Below are 20024 nucleotides of genomic sequence, written 5' to 3'. Positions count from 1 at the left end.
GTGAAAATCGACGCACGGAATATCGGGCGGACACTGGACGATGCCGGCTCTTGGCGGGCTATCGTGCTTCATGGAGACGATACCGGCCTCATCCGGGAGCGGGCTGCGCAGGCGGTCAGGCGGGTTGCTGGAACGACGGATGATCCGTTTCAGGTGGCGCAGCTTGATCGGGAAACGCAGGATCGTCTTGAAGAAGAAGCCACTGCGCTCTCCCTGATCGGAGGGCGACGCGTCGTCTGGGTGCGGGACGGGCAGGACAGCCTCGCTCCCCAGTTCAAGCGGGTATTGGACGCCAGTACGGATGCTCTGATCGTTATCGAGGCTTCGGGAGTGACGGCACGCTCGAAGCTGCGTGCTCTGGCGGAGGCCCACAAACAGGTGGCGTCCATCGCCTGCTATCCGGAAGAGGGGCGGGCCCTTTCCCAGACCGTGACGGAAGCGCTCGCTCAGGCGGGCGTTACTATCGACCGTGATGCCCTCATCTGGCTTCTGGGGGTGTTGGGGGCCGACCGGAGCGGGGTGCGAGGCGAAGTCGAAAAACTTCTGCTGTATGCCGGTCCGAATGGCCGTCTTGATCTGCAGGCCGTTCAGGACTGTGTCGGCGATGCCGGCGGAAATTCACTGGAAGATGCAGCGTTTTCAGCTTTATGCGGAAATCGCATGATGGCCGATCAGGCTCTCGAGCGGGCATTGGCTGACGGTGCAAATCCCGTTGCGGTGGCGCGAACGGTTCTGGGTGTGCTGGTACGGCTTCAGAAAGTCGCGCAGGCTGTGCAGGATGGTCAGGGACGAGCCGAAGCCATGAAATCCCTGAAGCCGCCTGTATTCTTCAAACGTACAGCGGCTTTCGGTCTGGCACTGGATCGCTGGTCTCTCCCGGCGCTCGCACTGGCAGCACGGGAAACGCAGGCTTTCGAACTGGCCTGCAAGCAGAGTGCTTCGCCTGATATGGCGCTATGCAGACGCCATATCGCGTCGCTTTGTACGGTGCGGAAAGCCTGATTTAGGTATTGGATCGGGGAATGCGGCATTCTTTCCGCATTCCCCGGACCTGCTCAGAAGCGTGCTGAAACGTCCAGATAATAATACCCGCCATTCATGCCGAGCTGCGACGTGCTCATGTAGTACTTGGGCACGCCGAGATAGCGGTTTCCTTCAGGAACAACCGACGGGAACTTGGCGAAAATGTTGTTCCCCCCGATCGTGGCGCTCCATTTGGGACTGATATTGTAGGTCACGGAGGCGTTCGTCGTCCATTTCGGCACATTCTGGAACTCCAGGTAGTGGCTCGTGGAGTAGGTATACGGCCCGGTATAATAGGTGAGCTGAGACGTCGTCTCGCCATAACGGATCTCATGGACGGAAACCGCCCATTTGTTGCGCGCGGAATGCCAGGTACCGCCGAAGATGATCTTGCTGCGTGGGTACGCGGTGGTGATGTAAGCGATATACTGCGCGGTCAGAAGCGGCGCTCCGGTCGTGCTGGTTGCCTGATGGCGCAGGCGCGTCCGGTTCAGATTGATCGCAACATCCCAGTCCGCATGGCCATAACGCCCGAAGTTGGTCGGATAGGTCGCCGTCAGGTCAAGTCCCTGCGTCCGCGTATTGGCGACATTGGCAAACCAGTGCGTGGCAAGCTGGCTGCCCGTCCAGTTTTCAGATCCCGGGGGCAGATTGAACCCGTCCATTTCAAGCGCGCTATGAGCCTGAGATCCGTAGATGGACCCACCCGGCATAATCCGGTCCCGCAGGTCGATCTGGTACACATCAACAGTGACGTGCAGCTTCTTGACCGGCTCGACAATGATGCCGCCTTCGGCGCTCGTGGAGGATTCCGATTTCAATGCCGATGCGCCATTGGCGAGTGCGCCAGCAGAGTTTGCCGCGATGATGCCACTGGCAGCGGTCGGCGAGACAGACAGCGCGGAATAATGTTCCTGCGCCAGCGTCGGGGCATGGAAACCATTGCTGAATGTGCCGCGGATCGCAAAGCGTGGGCTGAAATCGTAACGGGTCGAGACCTTGCCAGTCTTGGTGTTGCCGACATCCGTGTAATGCTCGACACGCCCGGCCAGATCGACCTGCCAGTGCTTCATCAGGTTGGTGGAGATGTCGAGATAGCCCGCCGCAACGTCACGGGACCATTTTCCGGCATTGGCCGGGTTGGTGCCGGGAAAGCCGTCCGAGCTGGAGTACTTGTAGCTGGCCGGAGAGCCGGTTCCGATCGCATAGGCTTCATAGCGATAGGACGCGCCGCCCGCGACATTGATGGCATACGGCCAGAACGACGTGTGGAACTTGCGGCTGAGGTCGACGCTGTTTGTCCACTGCGTGTTGTTAAAGGACTGTGCAGCGAAAGATGTCGGTGTCTCGCCCGTGGCTGTGTATAGCCCCACATTCGTGGTGCTTTCGGCATTCACGGCATCATAGTCCCGACCAAAGACCGACGACACGTCCCAGTGCCAGCCCGCCAGCGTGCCTTTCAGACCAGCCGTGAGTTCGTAATCGTCTTCTTCCAGAGCCTCGATGGGCGAATAGCCATAAGGATAGATCGCCGCATAGCCGGGATATTTGGCGAGTGACGAGGGCAGGCGGTAGTTCTGGTAGGATTCCGCATGACGATGCGCATAGGTCGCACCGGCATAGGCCTGAATATCATCGGTGATGTCATAGCCCGCATTGACGGCAACGCTTTCACGCGTCTGCTCGGGCTGTCCCAAAAGCTGGTTGACGTCGGTGTGGGTGCGGTTGTCATTCCCGGACCGGAAGGTGTGATCCTGATGGACGAAATCGCCACCGATATGAACAAAACCGCGATTGTTCAGGTTCAGGCCGCCATCAATGAACACGCCCTGCTGGAAACCGTCGCCTTCGCTCGTGATCCCGGTGTTCGAACGCATGGTTAGACCATGATTCTGCTTCTTGAGGATGATGTTGACCACCCCCGCAATGGCGTCGGAGCCATACTGGGCGGACGCACCGTCGCGCAGGACTTCGATATGGTCGATCATGGCCATGGGGATCATGTCGATATCGACAGGTGTGGACCCCTGCGCCGGTCCGCCATCTGCGTAGATATTGGCCGTGGTGTGTCGCCGCTTGCCATCCACGAGCACGAGCGTCTCGTTGGGGTTGAGGCCACGCAGCGAAATGCTGTCGGTCAGGGCACCGGCATCGAAGCCCCCTGTGGGAACGGTCAGGGAAGGCAGCAGCAGCGCCAGGGAGTCACGCAGCGTGGGCTGACCCGTCCCCGTCAACTGACGGTTCGTCACAATATCGACCGGGGCGATCGAATCCCGCGCCTTTTTGCCGAACTCGCGCGTTCCCGTCACAACGACCGCTTCCGTACCCCCCGCAACCTCGGTTTCAGGCCGTGGGGTCTGGGCAGGCTTCGCTTTTCTGGTCACCGGAGTGGCGCGGACCGGCTTGTGCGTGCTCGGAGCAGAATGCGCCGGGGCCGGCTGCGGCGTAGCAGCACGGCTTTCAGAAGTGACGAGAAGGAATGTAGAGCCGAGAAGGGAGGTCCCCAGAAGGGTCAGATGACGAAGGGAAAGCTGGGTCAGCACTTTTACCACGCAATAAGTTAGTATTTTATATGAGCCACAAAATTGGTTCGTATTTGCGCAAGGTCAACATAATTTTCCGGTTCCGGGAAAATTCCGATCACATTTTGCAGGGCCTGTGGCGTTCCTTACACGGTTCGGGCGTTATGGAAACGGTTTGTTTTGAAAATGAATTTCGGAGAGTGCGCATGAAACGACGTCATTTCCTGCGGGCAGCTTCGGCAGCCCCAGCGTCTCTTGCGGTTTCGGCAGCCCTGCCGGCTGCTCAGGCACAGACGGCCGGAAACGAGGACAACGGAACCGGCCCCTACGGAGAACTCGACATTGTGGCCCGGTTCGATGGCCCCGGTCCGTCCGGGATCGTGGTGCTTCCGGACGGCCGGACCTTTGTCGGCTTTCCCCGCCACGCCGTGGATCACAAGGGTGCCACGCTCGGCGAACTGGTGGACGGAAAGGTCGTGCCTTATCCAAGTCCCGAGATGAGCCTTCCGGGGGCCGTTCCGGCAAAGTGCCTTGTTTCTGTCCACGGCATGACGACAGACCGTCAGGGACGGCTCTGGGTGATTGATGACGGCAAGCGCGCCGGACATCCACTGCAGCCCGGAGCTGCCAAGATCGTCTGTATCGACCCGACGACAAACCGGGTCGCTCACAACATCATCCTCAAGGCGCCCGCCCTGCTGCCGGACAGTCACATGAACGACCTGCGGGTCTCACTGTCGCACGGCGCTCAGGGGACCGTTTTCGTGACGGACTCGTCTTTCGGCACAAAACCTGCCCTCGTAATCGTTGATGTCGCCACCCAGCAGGCGCGGCGGGTTCTGACCACCCATCCTGCCATTCTTCCGGAAGCCGGGTTCATGGCCATTGTCGAGGGCGAGCCGCGCCGTTACCTCCCCGGACATCCGCAACTGGTCTCTGGAGGCGTGGACGGCATTGCCCTGACGAAAGACGAAAAAAATCTCTATTTCTCGCCCCTGACCAGCCGTCGGCTCTACAGCCTGCCTGTGGACCTTCTGGCAGACCCGACGTCAGACGATACCGTCCTGGCGCCTGCTATACGCGACGAAGGCGAAAAAGGAGTGGCGGACGGACTGGCGCTGGATGACCATGACCGTCTTTATACGACCAATTACGAACATGACTGCATCCTGAGACGCGATCAGGATGGCTCTTTCACAATGATGCTCCGTGATCCACGCGCCCTGTCACCGGACGGAATTTTCGCAACGGCGGATCATGTCTATTGCACGTTCGGGCAGTGGAACCGTCTGGCGTCGTTCAATGGCGGCAAGGATCGCCGGGTCACGCCCTACCTGCTGGTCCGTTTCCCGATCGAACAGCCGCAGCCCTATGATGCGGTTCCAAAAGGGCAGAAAGCCTGAACCCGAAACGCAAAACGCCCCGGCGGAATTCATCCCCCGGGACGTCTGCAGACCTGTATGTCTGAACCGGGTATCAGGCCGTTGTTGACGGTGCCTGACCTTCCGGAGTGTGCTTGTCCACGGCAGCCGGGAGAAGCTGTGCCAGCGCAGGAAGGATTGTCCCGGCGGGCAGGCCCGTCTTGGCCACGATCGTCTGGATCTGCTGGTCCGTCAGAAGGCTGCGCAACTCGTCGGTGGTGATGGGCAGGTTCTCGCCATTGCCGATCCAGGAGTGGATCTTGTCGGTCAGCCCGGCGCTCTGGGCCTGGCTCAGCAGCATGTTAAGGCCGTCACCTTTGAGGAATTCGCCGATGCTGCCGCCGAATTTATCGCCAAGCTGGCCGCCGATCGCGCCCACAGCCTGGTTCATGAGGTTTCCGAGAAAGCCGCTCATCCGTGTTGTTCCGTTCTTTCAGGCGCGGCGTTTCGGGCCGCAGTTGGTGCAGTGTTAGGAAGTCCGCTTGCCGCTGAGTTCCTGCGGAACCTCGACGTCGATTTCGAGCATGGAGCAGCCACTGCCACGATCAACCTTGATCTGGACCTTGTCCTGATCGACGGCGACATGGCGCGCGATGACTTCCATGATTTCCTTGTGAAGCTGGCGGATCAGGTCGGACTCACCGCTTTCTCCCCCCGAACTGCGTTCATGAGCGAGCAGGATCTGGAGCCGATCCTTGGCGACGCTGCTGGACTGCTGGCGTCGTGCGAAAATATTTGCGAGAAAACTCATGAACTCATGCGTCCCTCTTGAAAAGCCAGTCAAGGAAACCGCGCTTTTCGACTGGAACCGAGACTTCGAGCTTCTCGCCGCTCAGGCGACGGGCAGCTTCGAAATAGGCGCGGGCAGGAAGGCTCGTGGGCGCAGCCAGAGTGACAGGCGCGCCGACATTGGAGGATTTCAACACATCCTCGCTTTCCGGAACAATGCCCAGCAGCGGGATGGACAGGATTTCGAGCACGTCTTCGACGCTCAGCATTTCCTTGCGCGCAGCGCGGGCCGGGTCGTAGCGGGTCAGAAGCAGGTGCTTGTCGACCTTCTCGCCCTGTTCGGCCTTTTTGGTCTTGCTGTCGAGCAGGCCGATGATCCGGTCGGAGTCACGCACCGAGCTGACTTCGGGATTGGTGACGATCACGGCCATATCGGCATGATACATGGCAAGCTGTGCGCCACGTTCGATGCCGGCCGGGCTGTCGCAGATCACCCAGTCGAACTTCTCGCGAAGCTCGTCCATCACGCGGGCCACGCCCTCGGAGGTCAGAGCGTCCTTGTCCCGGGTCTGGGAGGCCGGAAGGATCGACAGCGTCTCACAACGCTTGTCGCGGATCAGCGCCTGCGACAGGCGGGCATCGCCCTGTACGACGTTGATGAGATCGAAAACCACCCGGCGCTCGGCGCCCATGACCAGGTCAAGGTTCCGCAGCCCGACATCGAAATCAACCACCACCACATTCTGCCCGCTCTGAGCGAGAGCGGCGCCGAGCGCGGCGGTTGATGTCGTCTTGCCGACGCCACCCTTGCCGGAAGTGACAACCAGAACCTTGGACATGAATACTCCAGAAAAACGTCTCTTCGGTCTGCGCCTGCCTGTAACAGGCCAACGCGGGCCGATTTCTTATTCTATGAATGTTTTACACCCCGCGGCAACCTGCGAATAGGGGTGCTTTCATGGCAGCCTACGTCACGTTATTGCCCGGATCACGCAGGCAGCGGCAGCACGCGGACCCGGTCCTCATCCAGAGCGGCCTGCGCGGCGTGCCCCAGAAGCGCGGGATCAATGTCTTCCGTAACGGCATAATAGCCATCAAGCGCCAGCAACTCGGCCTGCATGCGGCTTGCGAAAATACGGCTCTGGGACTGCCCGCCCACGCCCGCAATCGCTCGCCCACGCAGGGTTCCGTAAACGTGGATTGAACCCGCAGCCACGATTTCAGCGCCAGAAGACACCGATCCGAGGATAATCACATCGCCCTGCATATGCTGGATGCTCTGACCCGACCGCACAGTCTGGTCGATAATGAGGGTCCCGCCGCCCGAAACCGGCCCCGCTGCACTGGTAGAAGGATCTTCCGGAATCTCGACTTCCCCGGCCGGTCGGCCACCATCCAGCATTTCCGGCCAGTCCCAGTGCGCGACAGCCGGCCAGTGCCGGCTTCCACCCTCAAGACCGATAATCCGGACACCCCGGCCCCGGATATCGTCCAGAAGCGTGGCCAGACCCGGCGTGTTTTCGTTGAGGAGGCCCAGATCCAGAATGATCGGTTTTCCGGTGAACAGTCCGCCGGATCGGGCGACCTGATAGTCGAGGCCGTTCAGCCAGAGGGGGAGGGGCGCCTCGGGAGACAGGACGAGCGCGAGGAAGGAGCGGCCACGGGCGCGGATGCGCATGGGGGCAGTCGAAGAGGGTGCGGAAACGGGATCGGGCATCGTGAAAATCGTCGGACCTGTGTCGGGCAGTCGGTGAGGCTCTTGTGAGCGGGTATCGGCTGACTTAGAAAGTGGCAATGCGTATCCTGCATCACCTTCCACTTTCTCCGCAATGCCGTCTTGTGAGGCTTGCCCTCACTGAGAAGCGACTCCCGTTCGAACCCGTCATCGAGCGGGTGTGGGAGCAGCGTGAGGAATTCCTCCGTCTCAATCCGGCAGGTGAAGTGCCTGTGCTGGTTGAGGAAAATGGTCTCGCTGTGCCTGGCGGACGTGTCATCTGCGAATATCTGGAAGACGCCTATCCCGATACGCCGCTTCTGGGGCGCACCTTTGCCGAGCGGGTCGAGACCCGGCGGCTCGTGGACTGGTTCGACACCCGTTTTGCGCAGGAAGTCACCCGGAACCTTCTGGGCGAGAAGGTGGACAAGCGCCAGTTCGGGCGTGGCCATCCGGACGGCAATGCGCTTCGGGCCGGTTACGCGAACATGCGCTTTCATCTCGATTATATCGGCTGGCTGGCGGAAACGCGGTCCTGGCTGGCCGGGCCCGCGCTGTCGCTCGCGGATTTCGCAGCCGCGGCCCATCTGTCGGCGCTCGATTTCATCGGCGACGTGAACTGGTCCAAGGCACCGGCCGCAAAGGACTGGTATGCCCGTGTGAAATCCCGGCCCTGTTTCCGGGGGCTGCTGTCTGACAAGGTCAGTGGCATCACGCCGCCCGCGCATTACGCCAATCTGGATTTCTGAGGCCTGTGATGATGAATCCCGATGTGATTGTGCTTGGAGCCGGTGCAGCGGGGCTGATGGCGGCGGCTGTCGCAGGGCAGAACGGTGCACGGGTTCTGGTTCTGGATCACGGGCCGGAGCCGGGACGCAAGATCCTGATTTCGGGGGGCGGACGCTGCAATTTCACGCATCTTGAAACCGGCCCCAACTGTTTCATTTCCCAGAACCGACATTTCGCCCGCTCGGCGCTGGCGCGGTATACGCCGCAGGATTTCCTCAAGCTCGTGAACCGCTATGGCATTGCCTGGCACGAGAAGGCGCGCGGGCAGCTTTTCTGTGATGGCTCGGCTGGGCAGATCGTGGACATGCTGGTTTCGGAGTGTCGGGCGGCTGGCTGCGAATTCCGAATGCAGACGCGGATTCTGGATGTCCGCCGGGCAGAGCACGGATTTATTGTCGTCACGGATGGCGGCGAGATCCGCACGGGCTCTGTGATCCTTGCGACGGGTGGGCTATCCATTCCCAAGCTCGGGGCGTCAGACCTGTCGCTGCGGCTGGCGCGGAAATTCGGACTGCGCGTGGTGCCGACGGCCCCGGCGCTCGTGCCGCTGGTTCTGGGAGATGCCGATCCGGAACTTGCAGGCGTTTCGCTGCCGATCGTGGCGCGGGTGGGCAAAAAAGGCCCGCGGTTCGAGGATGGGATGGTCTTCACCCATCGCGGCGTGTCAGGCCCGGCAATTTTGCAGATTTCGTCCTATCTTGAGAGCGGCGATGCGGCGCAGATTGACCTGCTGCCGGGACAGAATGCGCTGAACGTGCTGCTGAAGGTGAAGAAAGACCGACCGAAAGCCCTCCCGCCGAGCCTGCTGGAAGCGCTGCCCCAGCGGCTGGCGCGTGTTCTGGCGGCGGGAATGGGCGATACGATGCTGGCGAACCAGCCGGACCGCGCAATCAAGGCGCTGGCCGAGCGGATTTCGAACTGGCAGCTCCGTCCCGCCGGGACCGAGGGTTATGCCAAGGCGGAAGTCATGCGCGGCGGGATCGACACGCGGGACCTGTCATCCCAGACGCTGGAGGCCCGGGAAATTCCCGGACTTTACGCGATCGGGGAAGCCGTGGACGTAACGGGCTGGCTTGGCGGACACAATTTCCAGTGGGCCTGGGCAAGTGGTGTGGCGGCAGGGCAGGCGGCAGGCGGGCATCGCTGAGGGGGGCATTGCCACAGGATTGCCATGCTGGCGTTCGATCAGGCGGAAACCGATGACGCGGCGATCCGTTTGCGTTTCTCTGATGTCCGGTTTTCAATCCGGTCGATTTAAGGACACATCCATTATGTCTCGTTCCGTTTTCCGTCATGTTCTGCGTACTGCGGCAGGTCTGTCTTTTCTGGGGCTGGGAGCGTGTGTCGGGACGGCGGCGCCGGGGCCGATTCCGCCGGGCACGCCCATTGCCGGCTATGGTTATACCTGCAAGGCCGGGATCTATACCTGCAAAATGCCGACACAGGTTCCGCTCGGGGCTCCGTGTTCGTGCCCGGGTCTGGGAGCGGCGTCTTACGGAAATATCCACCAGCCGTAAGACGCGTGGCATTGGCCGTATTGCGTTGAACGGGTAGGACATGCGTCATGCAGGAGAATATTTCCGGAATGGCGCAGTTTTTCCCCTGGATTGTTGCGGCGGTCGCGCTGGTGGTTGCTCTGCTGGCGATCCTGCGGGGCGGCAGCGGGGGCGGGCAGCTCGAGCGGCTTCTTGAGCGTGAGGCTCAGGAGCGCTCGCAGGACGTTGAATACCATCGGGCCCATCTGTCGGAAGTCGAGCGCGTCCTGTCGGGGCGGCTGGACCAGTTCCGGCTGGAAACCAGCGAGCGGCTGAGTACGCTGGCCCGTAATCTGGGGCAGGATCAGGCCGAAGGGCGTCTCCTGCTATCGGATGCACTGCGGGAGATGGCGCAGAGCCAGAATGAACAGATCGAGCGCATCCGCGCCACCGTGAATGAACAGCTTCATGGTGCCGTGGAAAAGCAGATGCAGACCAGTTTCCAGCGCGTTGTGGAACAGTTCAGCGCCATGCAGAAAGCGCTGGGCGAGGTCACGAGTGTGACGGCGCAGATCGGTGACCTGAAGCGGCTGTTCTCGAATGTGAAGACACGCGGGGGGTGGGGCGAGGCGCAGTGCCGCTCCATTCTGGACGATATTCTTCCTGAGGGCAGCTATGACACCAATTTCCGCCTCGGAACGGCAGGTGAGAACGTCGAATTTGCGGTGAAGATGCCGGTGCGGGGCACGGAGACGCCGCCACGGCTGGCGATTGACAGCAAATTCCCGACCGAAGCCTATGAAAGACTGCTGAATGCCTCGGATGCCGGGGATGCGCTGGCGGAACGTCAGGCGCGGCGCGAACTGGAAAACGTGATCCGGTTTGAGGCAAAGAAAATTGCCTCCAAATATATCCTTCCGCCCGTGACCGTTGAATTTGCCGTGCTGTATCTGCCGACTGACGGGCTTTATGCCGAAATCGCCCGGATGCCCGGCGTGATTGACGAAATCGGGCGCCTGCACCGTGTAATGGTGATGGGGCCATCGCTTCTGCCGGCGATGCTCCGGACCGTGCATCTTGGATATGTCACGCTGACGCTTGAAGAACGGACAGAGGCGATTGCCGGGCTTCTGGGGGCAACGCGACAGGAGATGCTGCGGATGGACCAGGTGTTAGAAAAGCTGCATCGCAACGCCGGGACGATGGGCAATACGATCGAAGAAGCCCGCCGGCGGACGCGCGTGCTCGGGAGGCGTCTGCGGGCGCTGGACGGAACGACGGACGACATGGAAGAGGCGCTGGACGAACCGCCTTCTTCCTGAGGCTCCGGCCTTAAGACCGATTTTAATTGGATGACATGGTAGGCTGCCCCATGTGATGATGATGACCATGACGTCCGCACATGACTCCGGGGCGCCTGAGCGCCTTTCCGAACCTTCTCCCCGGCTTCTGCTGATCGAGGACGACGACAGCATTGCGGCCGAGGTCGTGGAGGAACTCACGACGCGCGGCTATGACGTCACCCGGGCTGCGACGGGTGTCGAGGGGCTGGACCATGCCTGTACCGGGCAGTTCGATCTGATGATCGTAGACCGGATGCTGCCGGAACTGGACGGCCTGACGGTGATCGAGAGCGTGCGTGCGCAGCGGATTACCATTCCCGTCCTGGTGCTCTCGGCGCTCTCGGCCGTGGATGACCGCGTCAGTGGCCTCAAGGCGGGGGGGGATGACTATCTGACCAAGCCCTTCGCCATGGAAGAGCTGGCTGCCCGTCTGGAGGCTCTGCTGAGGCGTCCGACGGACAGTCGTGTGACGGTGCTTCGCGTTGGTCCGCTTGAGATGGACCTGATCGAGCGCCGGGTGTTCCGCAACGGGCAGGAAATTGATCTGCTTCCGCGGGAGTTCCGTCTTCTGGAATACATGATGCGCCGTCCGGATACGGTGCTGACACGGACGATGCTGCTGGAGGATGTGTGGAATTACCGTTTCGTTCCCCAGACAAATCTGGTGGACGTTCATATCGGAAAACTGCGTCGCAAGATTGATCTGCCCGGCGAGCCGCCGCTCATTCACAGTATTCGCGGCGCCGGGTTCAGTCTGCGTGTCACGGTCTGAGCTGCGCTTTTCCGAACTGTTCCGGGCTGATCTTTTCCGGACGGCGACGTTCCGACTGACGCTGGCCTTCGTTGTGGCGATCATCGCCGCAATGGCGTTGCAGTTCGGGCTCGTCTACGGTCAGATGAACGGATACGAGCAGCAGCGCTCGACAGATCTGCTTCAGCGTGAAGCCGATCAGCTTCTTCAGGAAAGTCCGGCCCAGCTTGAATATGAGGTTCGGGAGCGCAGCAAGACTGATCTGCGCGTGATCCTCAACGGGGCTGCGCTGTTCGACATGAACCGTAACCGGATTGCGGGCGATATCAAGAAATGGCCCGTCGGGCTGGAGGTCTCGCCCAGAACGCAGCGTCTATGGGACGCGCCTCCCGGTGATACACCCTATGAAATGCGCTATCTGGCCGTCGAGGTAGAGGGGGTGCAGGGAAACCGGGACCGCATTCTCGTTCTGGCACGTTCGCTGCATATGGCCAATGAACTGCGCTACATCACCAAGCGTGCGGCGCTGATGTCTGTGGTGCCGATCGTAGTGTTTGCCCTGATGGCGGGAATTTTTCTGAGCCATCGGGCGCTGGGGCGCGTCAAGGATATGCATGAGGCGATCGACCGCATCATGGACGGAGACCTGCACGAGCGTCTGCCGACCGGACGCGAACGCGACGATATCGAGCGACTTGCGGTATCGGTCAACCGGATGCTGGACCGGCTGGAGCATCTGCTCGACGAGATCCGGGACGTGGGCAACGACATTGCCCATGATCTGAGGACGCCTCTGGCACGGGTAAAGGCCCGGCTGGAGCGGGTGTCGTCGATTACGAATGATCCCGCAGCGCTTCAGGGCGCGATAGAGCGCGCCACGCTGGATCTGGAACAGTGTTTCTCCGTCATTACGGCCCTGCTGCGGATCGGTGAAATCGAGAACGGGCGGCGTCGGGCCGGGTTTGCAATGCTTGATCTGCGTGAACTGCTGGCCGGGGTGGTGGATCTGTACGAACCGATTGCCGAGACGGAGGGCATTCTCCTTAAGGTCGTGGACTCGGATAAAGCGGTTCCGCTGTTCGGGGACATGGACCTGCTGAACGAGGTTCTGGCCAATCTCGTGGACAATGCGATCAAGTTCACGCCCGCGCCGGGAACGGTCCGGCTGAGTGCGGGGCTGGGAGCTGACGGATCGAGCTGGCTGCGTGTCAGCGATACGGGAATCGGTATTGCAGAAGAAGAGCGCAAGGCCGTCATGGGACGCTTTTACCGTTCGGATAAAAGTCGTCATGTTCCGGGAAGCGGGCTGGGGCTGAGCCTCGTGTCAGCAATCCTGCGGCTGCATGGAGCATCGGTGGATATCGTGTCCACAAGGCCCGGTCATACGCTGCCTGGAGCTGTTTTCACCATTCATTTCGCGCCCGCGACACCTGTCTGAAAAGGCACAAAATGTTGCGTAGCGTGTCAATATTTGCCGCGTGTCTTGATATTTAAACAGAATTTTCCTTGTCGTCTGAGTCTCGATGGATATGACTCGGATCAATTTGCAAGGGGACACCCGTTGAGAATGACCGGACCAGGAAGAGCCCCAAGGGGTTGTCTGACCGCATGAATGCCATTGTCGTTACCGCGCTGAAGCGGCCTTACACTTTCGTTGTCCTGTCGATCATGATCCTGATCTTCGGGGTCCGGGCCATCGTTTCCACGCCCACGGATGTCTTTCCTTCAATCAAGATTCCGATCGTGGCTGTCATCTGGTCCTATACGGGCCTGATGCCCGAGGACATGTCGGGGCGTATCGTTTATTATTACGAACGTTCCCTGACGGCGACGGTCAGCAACATCGAACATATCGAAAGCTCGTCCTATTACGGGCGTGGCATCGTGAAGGTGTTCTTCCAGCCGGGAACCAATACGGCGGTGGCGCAGACGCAGATCACGTCTGTGTCCCAGACGGTCATCAAACAGTTGCCGAACGGTTCGACCCCACCGCTGATTCTGGCAATGGATGCGTCGTCGGTTCCGGTTCTGACGTTGCAGGTCAACAATCCGACCATGTCCGGGTCGGAAATCTACAACATGGCGTCCAACCTGATCCGGCCGGAACTGATTTCCGTGCCCGGGGCCGCGATCCCCAATCCCTATGGTGGTCTGGCTCCGGACATCATGGTGGATATCGACCCGATCAAGCTGCTAGCGCACAGACTGTCTCCAGAAGACGTGGCGACAGCGCTGAACCTGCAGAATATCGTTCTTCCGGCAGGCGATCAGCGGATCGGCCAGCTTGACTGGATGGTGAAGACGAACTCGACGCCCCTTGATCTGGAAGTCTTCAACAAGATGCCGATCAAGCAGGTCGGCAATTCCGTGATCTATCTGCGTGACGTTGCCTGGGTGCATCGTGGAGGGCCTCCGCAGATCAACGCAGTCCTTGTGAAAGGGCAGCAGGCAGTCCTGATTGTCATCCTCAAAAGTGGTGATGCTTCCACGCTGTCCGTCGTAAGCGGCATCAAGAAGCTCCTGCCGCAGGTCGAGGCAACGCTGCCAGCCGGAACGACAGTGAATGTCCTGACCGATGCGTCGAGCTTCGTAAAGGAATCGGTCGTGGACGTGGTGCGTGAGATGATCACGGCCGCGATCCTGACCAGCCTGACGGTTCTGCTGTTCCTTGGCTCGTGGCGTTCGACCATCATCGTGGCGACGTCCATTCCGCTGGCAATGCTGTGTTCGATCATCGGGCTGAGCATCGCCGGGCAGTCCATCAATGTGATGACGCTGGGCGGTCTGGCGCTGGCGGTTGGTATTCTCGTCGATGACGCGACAGTCATGATCGAAAACATCGACGCGCATCTCGAAACCGGGAAGGAACTGGAAGACGCCATCATTGATGCCGCCAACCAGATCGTCATCCCGACCTTCGTGTCCACGACCTGTATCTGCATCGTGTGGCTGCCGCTGTTCGAACTGACGGGGATTTCGGGCTGGCTGTTCATGCCGATGGCCGAAGCCATCATCTTTGCCATGATCGCTTCTTTCATCCTGTCGCGGACGCTGGTGCCGACGATGGCGAACTGGATGCTGGCGGCTCAGGTGCGGATGCATCGTGATCCTGAATGGCACCACCGCAAGCCCGGAATTTTCGGGCGCTTCCAGCGGGGATTTGAGGCGCGATTCTCCAGTTTCCGCGAGCATTACAAGGTCATCCTTGAAACCCTGATTGCGATTCGCGGTCGTTTCGTGATGCTGTTCCTGCTGGCGGCCGTATCGTCCATGGCGCTCCTGCTGTTCATCGGTCAGGACTTCTTCCCTGAGATCAAGTCCGGAACCTTGCAGATGCACATGCGTGCCCCGATCGGCACGCGCCTAGAAGAGACCGGCAAGATTGCAGGGTTGGCGGAACGCAAGATCCGGAGCCTGTTGCCGGGTCAGGTGGTCAATATTGTCAATAACTGCGGTCTGCCGTTCAGTCAGCTGAACCAGGCAATGATTCCGTCCCCGACCGTGGGATCGCAGGACTGCGACATCACCATCCAGCTGCGAAATTCCGAAAGCCCGATCCCGGAATACCGCCGCAGGCTGCGCAAGGGTCTGACGAACGATTTTCCGGGAACGGTCTTCACGTTTCAGCCGGGCGATCTGACGGCGAAGATCCTGAACTTCGGTCTGCCATCTCCGATCGACGTACAGATCGTGGGCCGCGATCTGAGCGAAAACTTCAAATTCGCGACACAGATTGCCCAGAAACTGCGGCATATTCCCGGAATCGCGGATGTCTCCATTCAAGAGCCGATGACGCAGCCGACGATCCTGGTGAACAACCGACGCAGCTTTGCGCTGGGAACGGGTATTACCGAGCGGGACGTGGCCCTGAATGCTCTTGTGACGCTGTCCGGTAGCGGGCAGGTCGGCCAGACCTACTACCTGAACGCGCAGGGCACGTCGCAGCTCATTGATGTGCAGACCCCCGCGAATTATCTGCAGACCATGAACGATCTGGAAATTCTCCCGATCGACAAGGGGGACGGTAACCCGACAAACCAGACGCCGCAGCTTCTGGGAGGGCTGAGTGCTCTGGTGCAGACCGGGACTCCAGCAGAAGTCGCGCATTACAACATCATGCCCGTGTTCGACATCTATGCTGCGCCGGAGGACATGGATCTGGGAACGGTTTCAAGAGCCGTGAACCGGATCGTGGAGGAACAACGCAAGCTGCTGCCGCATGGCTCGACCATGGTAGTCCGTGGACAGGCTGTGACGATGAACGATGCGTATGTCCAGCTCGCAGGTGGCCTCGCGCTGTCGATCGTGCTGGTTTACCTGATCATTGTCGTCAACTTTCAGTCCTGGCTTGATCCGTTCGTTATCATCTCGGCGCTGCCAGGGGCTCTGGGCGGTATCTCGTGGAGCCTCTTCCTGACGCATACATCCATGTCGGTACCGGCACTGACGGGGGCGATCATGTGCATGGGTACGGCCACGGCCAACGCCATTCTCGTGGTGGCGTTTGCCCGTGAGCGGATGGACGAGCATGGTGATGCCATTCTCGCGGCTCTGGAAGCGGGCTACGAACGTATCCGTCCCGTCATGATGACGGCGCTTGCAATGATCATCGGCATGATCCCGATGTCCATCAGCAATTCCGACAATGCGCCGCTGGGCAAGGCAGTGATCGGTGGTCTGCTGGTTGCGACCGTTGCCACCCTGCTTTTTGTTCCCTGCGTTTTTGCCCTTATTCATTACAAGCGGCCTGCTGGGCCTGAAGGAGACCGCGCGTGAGCCATTCTACGGATCAGGGGCAGGTGCCTCCGACAAACCATCAGGCCCGTACGGGCTCAGGCGCGCGCGGCAAGCTCATTCTGCTGGTGGTGATCCTGCTGGCGATTGCACTCGCGGCATGGGGAATCGTGCAGCGGGGCACGCATTATCACTCCCTGCGTGGCGCGACCGAAGAGGCGGCCATTCCGCCCGTTACGCTGATTACGCCGCAGCCGGGACCGAAGACACGACAGGTCGATCTGCCTGCCAATCTTGCCGCATGGTACGAGGCGCCGATCTACGCGCAGGTCTCGGGCTATGTGAAAATGTGGTACAAGGACTACGGCGCACATGTGAAGCGCGGAGATGTTCTGGCGGAAATCAGTACGCCGAGCATCGACGCCCAGTTCGAGGCTGCCAAGGCGCATTACAACGTCATTCTGGCGCGTTATAATCTGGCCGTCATCACCACACAGCGCTGGACGGCGCTGAAGGGGACGCAGGCCGTATCACGTCAGGAAGTGGACGTGCAGGCCGCAAATGCCGCCGCGCAGAAAGCCGAACTGGAAGCCGCGCGCCATGACGTGGACCGCTTTCAGGCGCTTGAAGATTTCAAGAAGATCGTCGCACCCTTTGATGGAATCGTGACGTCCCGTCTGGTGAACGTGGGTGATTACGTGAATGCGGGCGGTGGCAATGTGAATTCCCGCGGTGCGGCATCGGAGCTGTTTTCGGTGGCCGACGTCCACAGGATGCGCGTGTTCGTTTCTGTGCCGCAGGATTTTGCGAGTGTGATTTCGCCGAAGATCGAAGCCGAACTGACGGTACCCCAGTATCCGGGAAGTCATTTCCGGGCGACCTTTCTTGCGACGGCCAATGCCTTCAACGCCGCAACCCGTACGGTGACGACAGAACTGACCCTGGATAATGACGATAATCTGTTGTGGCCGAATTCCTATGCGACAGCGCATATCTCGGCCCCCGGAAACCCGAATATCCTGATCCTGCCGGAAGGTGCGATCATTTACCGGGCCGAAGGGACGCAGGTCGCGAAGGTCATCAACAACCACGCGCATCTGGTGAACGTCACCGTCGGGATCAATTTCGGGACGACAGTTCAGGTGCTCAGCGGTATTACAAAAGACGACCGCGTGGTTGCCAACCCTACGGCTGATCTGCTGGAAGGGGACGAAGTCAGGATCGTCCCGACCACACCGGGATACAACACGCCAGGCAAGGCGCTGCAGGATGCGGATCAGCAGCCTGTCCGCCAGCATGACGCAAACCCCGAAGAGGCCGGATCGCGCTGATGAAACCGGAAAGTTCCCAGTCATCTCCCTCCCGGAAGAGCGCATCAACCCGCAAGCGTTCCATCTGGCGTTTTACGACGGCTCTGGGCGGCGTTCTGTCCATCGGGCTTGCCTCCTGCGATCTGGCCCCGGAGTATCATCCGCAGAAATTCCTTTACCCTGAAGGATGGGAAGGGAAGGGGCTGATGGTCGACGCGCAGCCTGCGGATGGTGCCGTCCGGAGTGACTGGTGGACCATGTTCAACGATCCCATTCTCAATGGGCTCGAACAGCGCATGCTCGCCGTCAATCCAGATCTGCAGGCCCAGGCGGAAGCCTTTACGCAGGCCCGGGACGTGGCGCGCGAGACGGAAAGCCGTCTGTACCCGCAGCTCACGGGCGGCTCTCACATGAGCTACAACAAGGGCTCCGTGGGGCGGCTGTACAACAATCCCGCAACCAGCAGCAGCCTGGTTTATGAATCCAACCAGGCCTATAGCGGCGCTGCCACGTGGGAGCCGGATTTCTGGAATTCCATTCGCAATACGACGCGGATGCAGAAAAACCTCGCTCAGGCTTCCGCCGGACAATATGCGCTGGCAAGGCTTAGTCTGGAAGCGGAGCTGGCATCGGATTACGTCGCCCTGCGCGGTCTGGATGCCCAGAACGCGGTTTATGATGATTCCATCCGCTACTTCCGCGCAGCTGTAGAGATCACGGAGCTGCGTCAGGCAGGGTCGATCGGTGCGGGGCTGGACGTCTCGCGTGCCGAGACCCAGCTCTATTCGGCGCAGGCTGCAAAAAGCAATCTGATTGCCCGCCGCAATGTCATGGAACATGCCATCGCAGTCTTGCTGAACACGGCCCCGGCAGGCTTTCATATCGCGCCCGTCAAGGACGTGAAGATGCATTTCGGCGTGGTGAAGATCAACGCTGGACTGCCTGCATCCCTGCTGGAGCGTCGCCCTGACATCGCGATTGCCGAACGCCGGATGGCGGCGTCCGCGCGTGCGATCGGTGTGTCGCGTGCGGCCTTCTATCCGCATATCACCTTCAGTGCGGAAGGCGGCTTCGAGGATGGCGGCTTCGATCTGGCCAGTATTTCCCGCGCCTTCTGGAAAATTGCCGTGCAGGCGGTCGAACCGGCCTTTACGGGTGGCCTGAGACGCGCAGCGTTGCAGCGCTCGTGGTCGCAGTACCGCGGAATGGTGGACAATTACCGTTCTGTCGTCCTGTCCGCGTTTCAGGATGTCGAGGATGGTCTGACCCAGACGCGGCAGTTCAAGATTGCCCAGGATCAGCAGCAGAAAGCTGTTGAGGCCGCGCTGCGGACACAGAACATGACCATGGCGCTCTATACGGGTGGCTTGTCGAACTATCTTGATGCACTCGTGGCGCAGCAGGATGCGCTGCAGGCGCGTCTGGCGGAGGTCGAGGTGCAGACGGCACAGGTGCAGTCTTCCGTGCGTCTGGTGCGTGCTCTGGGCGGGGGCTGGAGTGCCAGCGACCTGCCGGGCGTCAAGCAGATCGATCCTTTCGGCCCGCTTCAGTACAAGGATCTGCGGACTCCGAAGCCGGTCAGCGGCATCGACAGTCATGCGTCCCCGCTGGACAACGATCTGCGGGGCGATCAGCCCCCGGTCAATGTTTCGCAAGGCTTGACGGGGCGCCCCTAACTGGTCTAGGGGTCCGCCTCACTTCGAACGCGGGAGGAGGAGGCATGGCCGACTCCGTTGAACCGCGGTTCGGGAACGACAAACAGGGGAGTCCCGGATATGGCCAAAAAAGTTGTTGGCTACATCAAGCTTCAGATCCCGGCTGGTAAAGCCAATCCTTCTCCGCCGGTTGGTCCGGCTCTGGGTCAGCGCGGCCTGAACATCATGCAGTTCTGCAAGGAGTTCAACGCCAAGACCCAGCAGCTCGAGCCCGGCATGCCGATCCCGGTGGTCATCACCGCCTATGCGGATCGCACGTTCTCCTTCATCACGAAGACGCCGCCGAACACGTACTTCCTGCTGAAGGCTGCCAAGATTTCCAAGGGCAGCCAGACGGTCGGCAAGTCCGCTGCGGTTGGTTCCGTGACGACGGCTCAGCTTCGCGAGATCGCTGAGACGAAGTTCAAGGACATGAACGCCAATGACATTGATGGCGCCGTGCGCATGCTCGCCGGTTCCGCCAAGTCGATGGGCCTGAACGTGGTGGAGGGCTGATCC

At 60.4% G+C, this 20024-nt stretch carries 17 protein-coding genes; 12 read left to right on the top strand and 5 right to left on the bottom strand.

The genetic code is table 11. The annotated features are described in order from the left end of the window. A complete protein-coding gene (gene holA, locus A0U94_RS09155; protein ID WP_077803921.1) occupies positions 1-1002 on the top strand; it encodes a DNA polymerase III subunit delta in 1002 nt (333 codons plus the stop codon). 53 nt (positions 1003-1055) lie between these two features. Here the strand turns inward: holA and A0U94_RS09150 are convergent, their stop codons facing one another. Continuing rightward, positions 1056-3575, bottom strand: coding sequence for a TonB-dependent receptor plug domain-containing protein (locus A0U94_RS09150; RefSeq protein WP_077803148.1), 2520 nt, complete (start codon positions 3573-3575; stop codon positions 1056-1058). A 176-nt stretch (positions 3576-3751) separates the two neighbouring features. Between A0U94_RS09150 and A0U94_RS09145 the strand changes: the two genes are divergently transcribed. Next, positions 3752-4948 carry an SMP-30/gluconolactonase/LRE family protein gene (locus A0U94_RS09145; RefSeq protein WP_077803920.1) on the top strand — a complete coding sequence of 399 codons (1197 nt, stop codon included), beginning with the start codon at positions 3752-3754 and terminating at the stop codon, positions 4946-4948. A gap of 73 nt (positions 4949-5021) precedes the next feature. On the opposite strand, the gene A0U94_RS09140 is transcribed toward A0U94_RS09145, so the two are convergent. From A0U94_RS09140 to minC, 4 genes are all read right to left on the bottom strand, one after another. After that, complete coding sequence (locus A0U94_RS09140) at positions 5022-5381, bottom strand: YidB family protein (protein WP_062027250.1); 360 nt, start codon at positions 5379-5381, stop codon at positions 5022-5024. A 54-nt stretch (positions 5382-5435) separates the two neighbouring features. After that, complete coding sequence (minE, locus tag A0U94_RS09135; protein ID WP_062027252.1) at positions 5436-5717, bottom strand: cell division topological specificity factor MinE; 282 nt, start codon at positions 5715-5717, stop codon at positions 5436-5438. A 4-nt stretch (positions 5718-5721) separates the two neighbouring features. After that, complete coding sequence (gene minD / locus A0U94_RS09130; RefSeq protein WP_062027254.1) at positions 5722-6534, bottom strand: septum site-determining protein MinD; 813 nt, start codon at positions 6532-6534, stop codon at positions 5722-5724. Positions 6535-6683: 149 nt separating this feature from the next. Then, positions 6684-7412 carry a septum site-determining protein MinC gene (gene minC, locus A0U94_RS09125; protein WP_077803147.1) on the bottom strand — a complete coding sequence of 243 codons (729 nt, stop codon included), beginning with the start codon at positions 7410-7412 and terminating at the stop codon, positions 6684-6686. Positions 7413-7489: 77 nt separating this feature from the next. Here minC and fzlA point away from each other — a divergent pair, with 77 nt between their 5' ends. The 10 genes from fzlA (at position 7490) to rplK (ending at position 20021) form a co-directional block, all read left to right on the top strand. Continuing rightward, positions 7490-8158, top strand: a complete 669-nt coding sequence (gene fzlA / locus A0U94_RS09120; protein ID WP_062027256.1) for an FtsZ-binding protein FzlA — start codon at positions 7490-7492, stop codon at positions 8156-8158. Between the two features lie 11 nt (positions 8159-8169). Next, positions 8170-9345, top strand: coding sequence for a BaiN/RdsA family NAD(P)/FAD-dependent oxidoreductase (locus A0U94_RS09115; protein ID WP_077803919.1), 1176 nt, complete (start codon positions 8170-8172; stop codon positions 9343-9345). 124 nt (positions 9346-9469) lie between these two features. Beyond that, positions 9470-9715 (top strand): hypothetical protein, encoded by a 246-nt coding sequence (locus A0U94_RS09110; RefSeq protein WP_062027258.1) that lies wholly within the window; start codon positions 9470-9472, stop codon positions 9713-9715. A gap of 47 nt (positions 9716-9762) precedes the next feature. Continuing rightward, positions 9763-10995: a DNA recombination protein RmuC gene (locus A0U94_RS09105; RefSeq protein WP_077803146.1), complete on the top strand. Its 1233-nt coding sequence runs from the start codon at positions 9763-9765 to the stop codon at positions 10993-10995. A gap of 61 nt (positions 10996-11056) precedes the next feature. Continuing rightward, entirely contained in the window at positions 11057-11788 is a 732-nt protein-coding gene (locus A0U94_RS09100) for a response regulator transcription factor (RefSeq protein WP_077803917.1), read from the top strand. Positions 11789-11804: 16 nt separating this feature from the next. Further along, positions 11805-13205 (top strand): sensor histidine kinase, encoded by a 1401-nt coding sequence (locus A0U94_RS09095; protein WP_077803918.1) that lies wholly within the window; start codon positions 11805-11807, stop codon positions 13203-13205. A gap of 170 nt (positions 13206-13375) precedes the next feature. Further along, on the top strand, positions 13376-16543 hold the full coding sequence (locus tag A0U94_RS09090; RefSeq protein WP_077803145.1) for an efflux RND transporter permease subunit: 3168 nt from the start codon (positions 13376-13378) through the stop codon (positions 16541-16543). Positions 16544-16620: 77 nt separating this feature from the next. Further along, complete coding sequence (locus tag A0U94_RS09085) at positions 16621-17832, top strand: efflux RND transporter periplasmic adaptor subunit (RefSeq protein WP_231865290.1); 1212 nt, start codon at positions 16621-16623, stop codon at positions 17830-17832. Beyond that, positions 17832-19487, top strand: coding sequence for an efflux transporter outer membrane subunit (locus A0U94_RS09080; RefSeq protein ID WP_244177983.1), 1656 nt, complete (start codon positions 17832-17834; stop codon positions 19485-19487). The genes A0U94_RS09085 and A0U94_RS09080 overlap by 1 nt, the downstream gene beginning before the upstream one ends. 99 nt (positions 19488-19586) lie before the next feature. Continuing rightward, the gene (gene rplK / locus A0U94_RS09075; RefSeq protein ID WP_008852418.1) at positions 19587-20021 is read left to right on the top strand and encodes a 50S ribosomal protein L11; all 435 of its coding nucleotides are present in this window, start codon (positions 19587-19589) and stop codon (positions 20019-20021) included. The last annotated feature ends 3 nt before the right edge of the window (positions 20022-20024 follow it).

The organism is Gluconobacter albidus, from assembly GCF_002005485.1.
Classification (GTDB): Bacteria; Pseudomonadota; Alphaproteobacteria; order Acetobacterales; family Acetobacteraceae; genus Gluconobacter; species Gluconobacter albidus.
Note: the sequence above shows the minus strand (reverse complement) of the source record. Positions and strands in the feature narration are given on the sequence as shown.

Excerpts from the sequence above, each read along its gene's own strand:
- A0U94_RS09145 (WP_077803920.1), top strand. The coding sequence starts at position 3,752 with ATGAAACGACGTCATTTCCTGCGGGCAGCTTCGGCAGCCCCAGCGTCT.
- A0U94_RS09140 (WP_062027250.1), bottom strand. The coding sequence starts at position 5,381 with ATGAGCGGCTTTCTCGGAAACCTCATGAACCAGGCTGTGGGCGCGATC.
- minE (WP_062027252.1), bottom strand. The coding sequence starts at position 5,717 with ATGAGTTTTCTCGCAAATATTTTCGCACGACGCCAGCAGTCCAGCAGC.
- minD (WP_062027254.1), bottom strand. The coding sequence starts at position 6,534 with ATGTCCAAGGTTCTGGTTGTCACTTCCGGCAAGGGTGGCGTCGGCAAG.
- minC (WP_077803147.1), bottom strand. The coding sequence starts at position 7,412 with ATGCCCGATCCCGTTTCCGCACCCTCTTCGACTGCCCCCATGCGCATC.
- fzlA (WP_062027256.1), top strand. The coding sequence starts at position 7,490 with ATGCGTATCCTGCATCACCTTCCACTTTCTCCGCAATGCCGTCTTGTG.
- A0U94_RS09115 (WP_077803919.1), top strand. The coding sequence starts at position 8,170 with ATGAATCCCGATGTGATTGTGCTTGGAGCCGGTGCAGCGGGGCTGATG.
- A0U94_RS09110 (WP_062027258.1), top strand. The coding sequence starts at position 9,470 with ATGTCTCGTTCCGTTTTCCGTCATGTTCTGCGTACTGCGGCAGGTCTG.
- A0U94_RS09105 (WP_077803146.1), top strand. The coding sequence starts at position 9,763 with ATGCAGGAGAATATTTCCGGAATGGCGCAGTTTTTCCCCTGGATTGTT.
- A0U94_RS09100 (WP_077803917.1), top strand. The coding sequence starts at position 11,057 with ATGACCATGACGTCCGCACATGACTCCGGGGCGCCTGAGCGCCTTTCC.
- A0U94_RS09090 (WP_077803145.1), top strand. The coding sequence starts at position 13,376 with ATGAATGCCATTGTCGTTACCGCGCTGAAGCGGCCTTACACTTTCGTT.
- A0U94_RS09080 (WP_244177983.1), top strand. The coding sequence starts at position 17,832 with ATGAAACCGGAAAGTTCCCAGTCATCTCCCTCCCGGAAGAGCGCATCA.
- rplK (WP_008852418.1), top strand. The coding sequence starts at position 19,587 with ATGGCCAAAAAAGTTGTTGGCTACATCAAGCTTCAGATCCCGGCTGGT.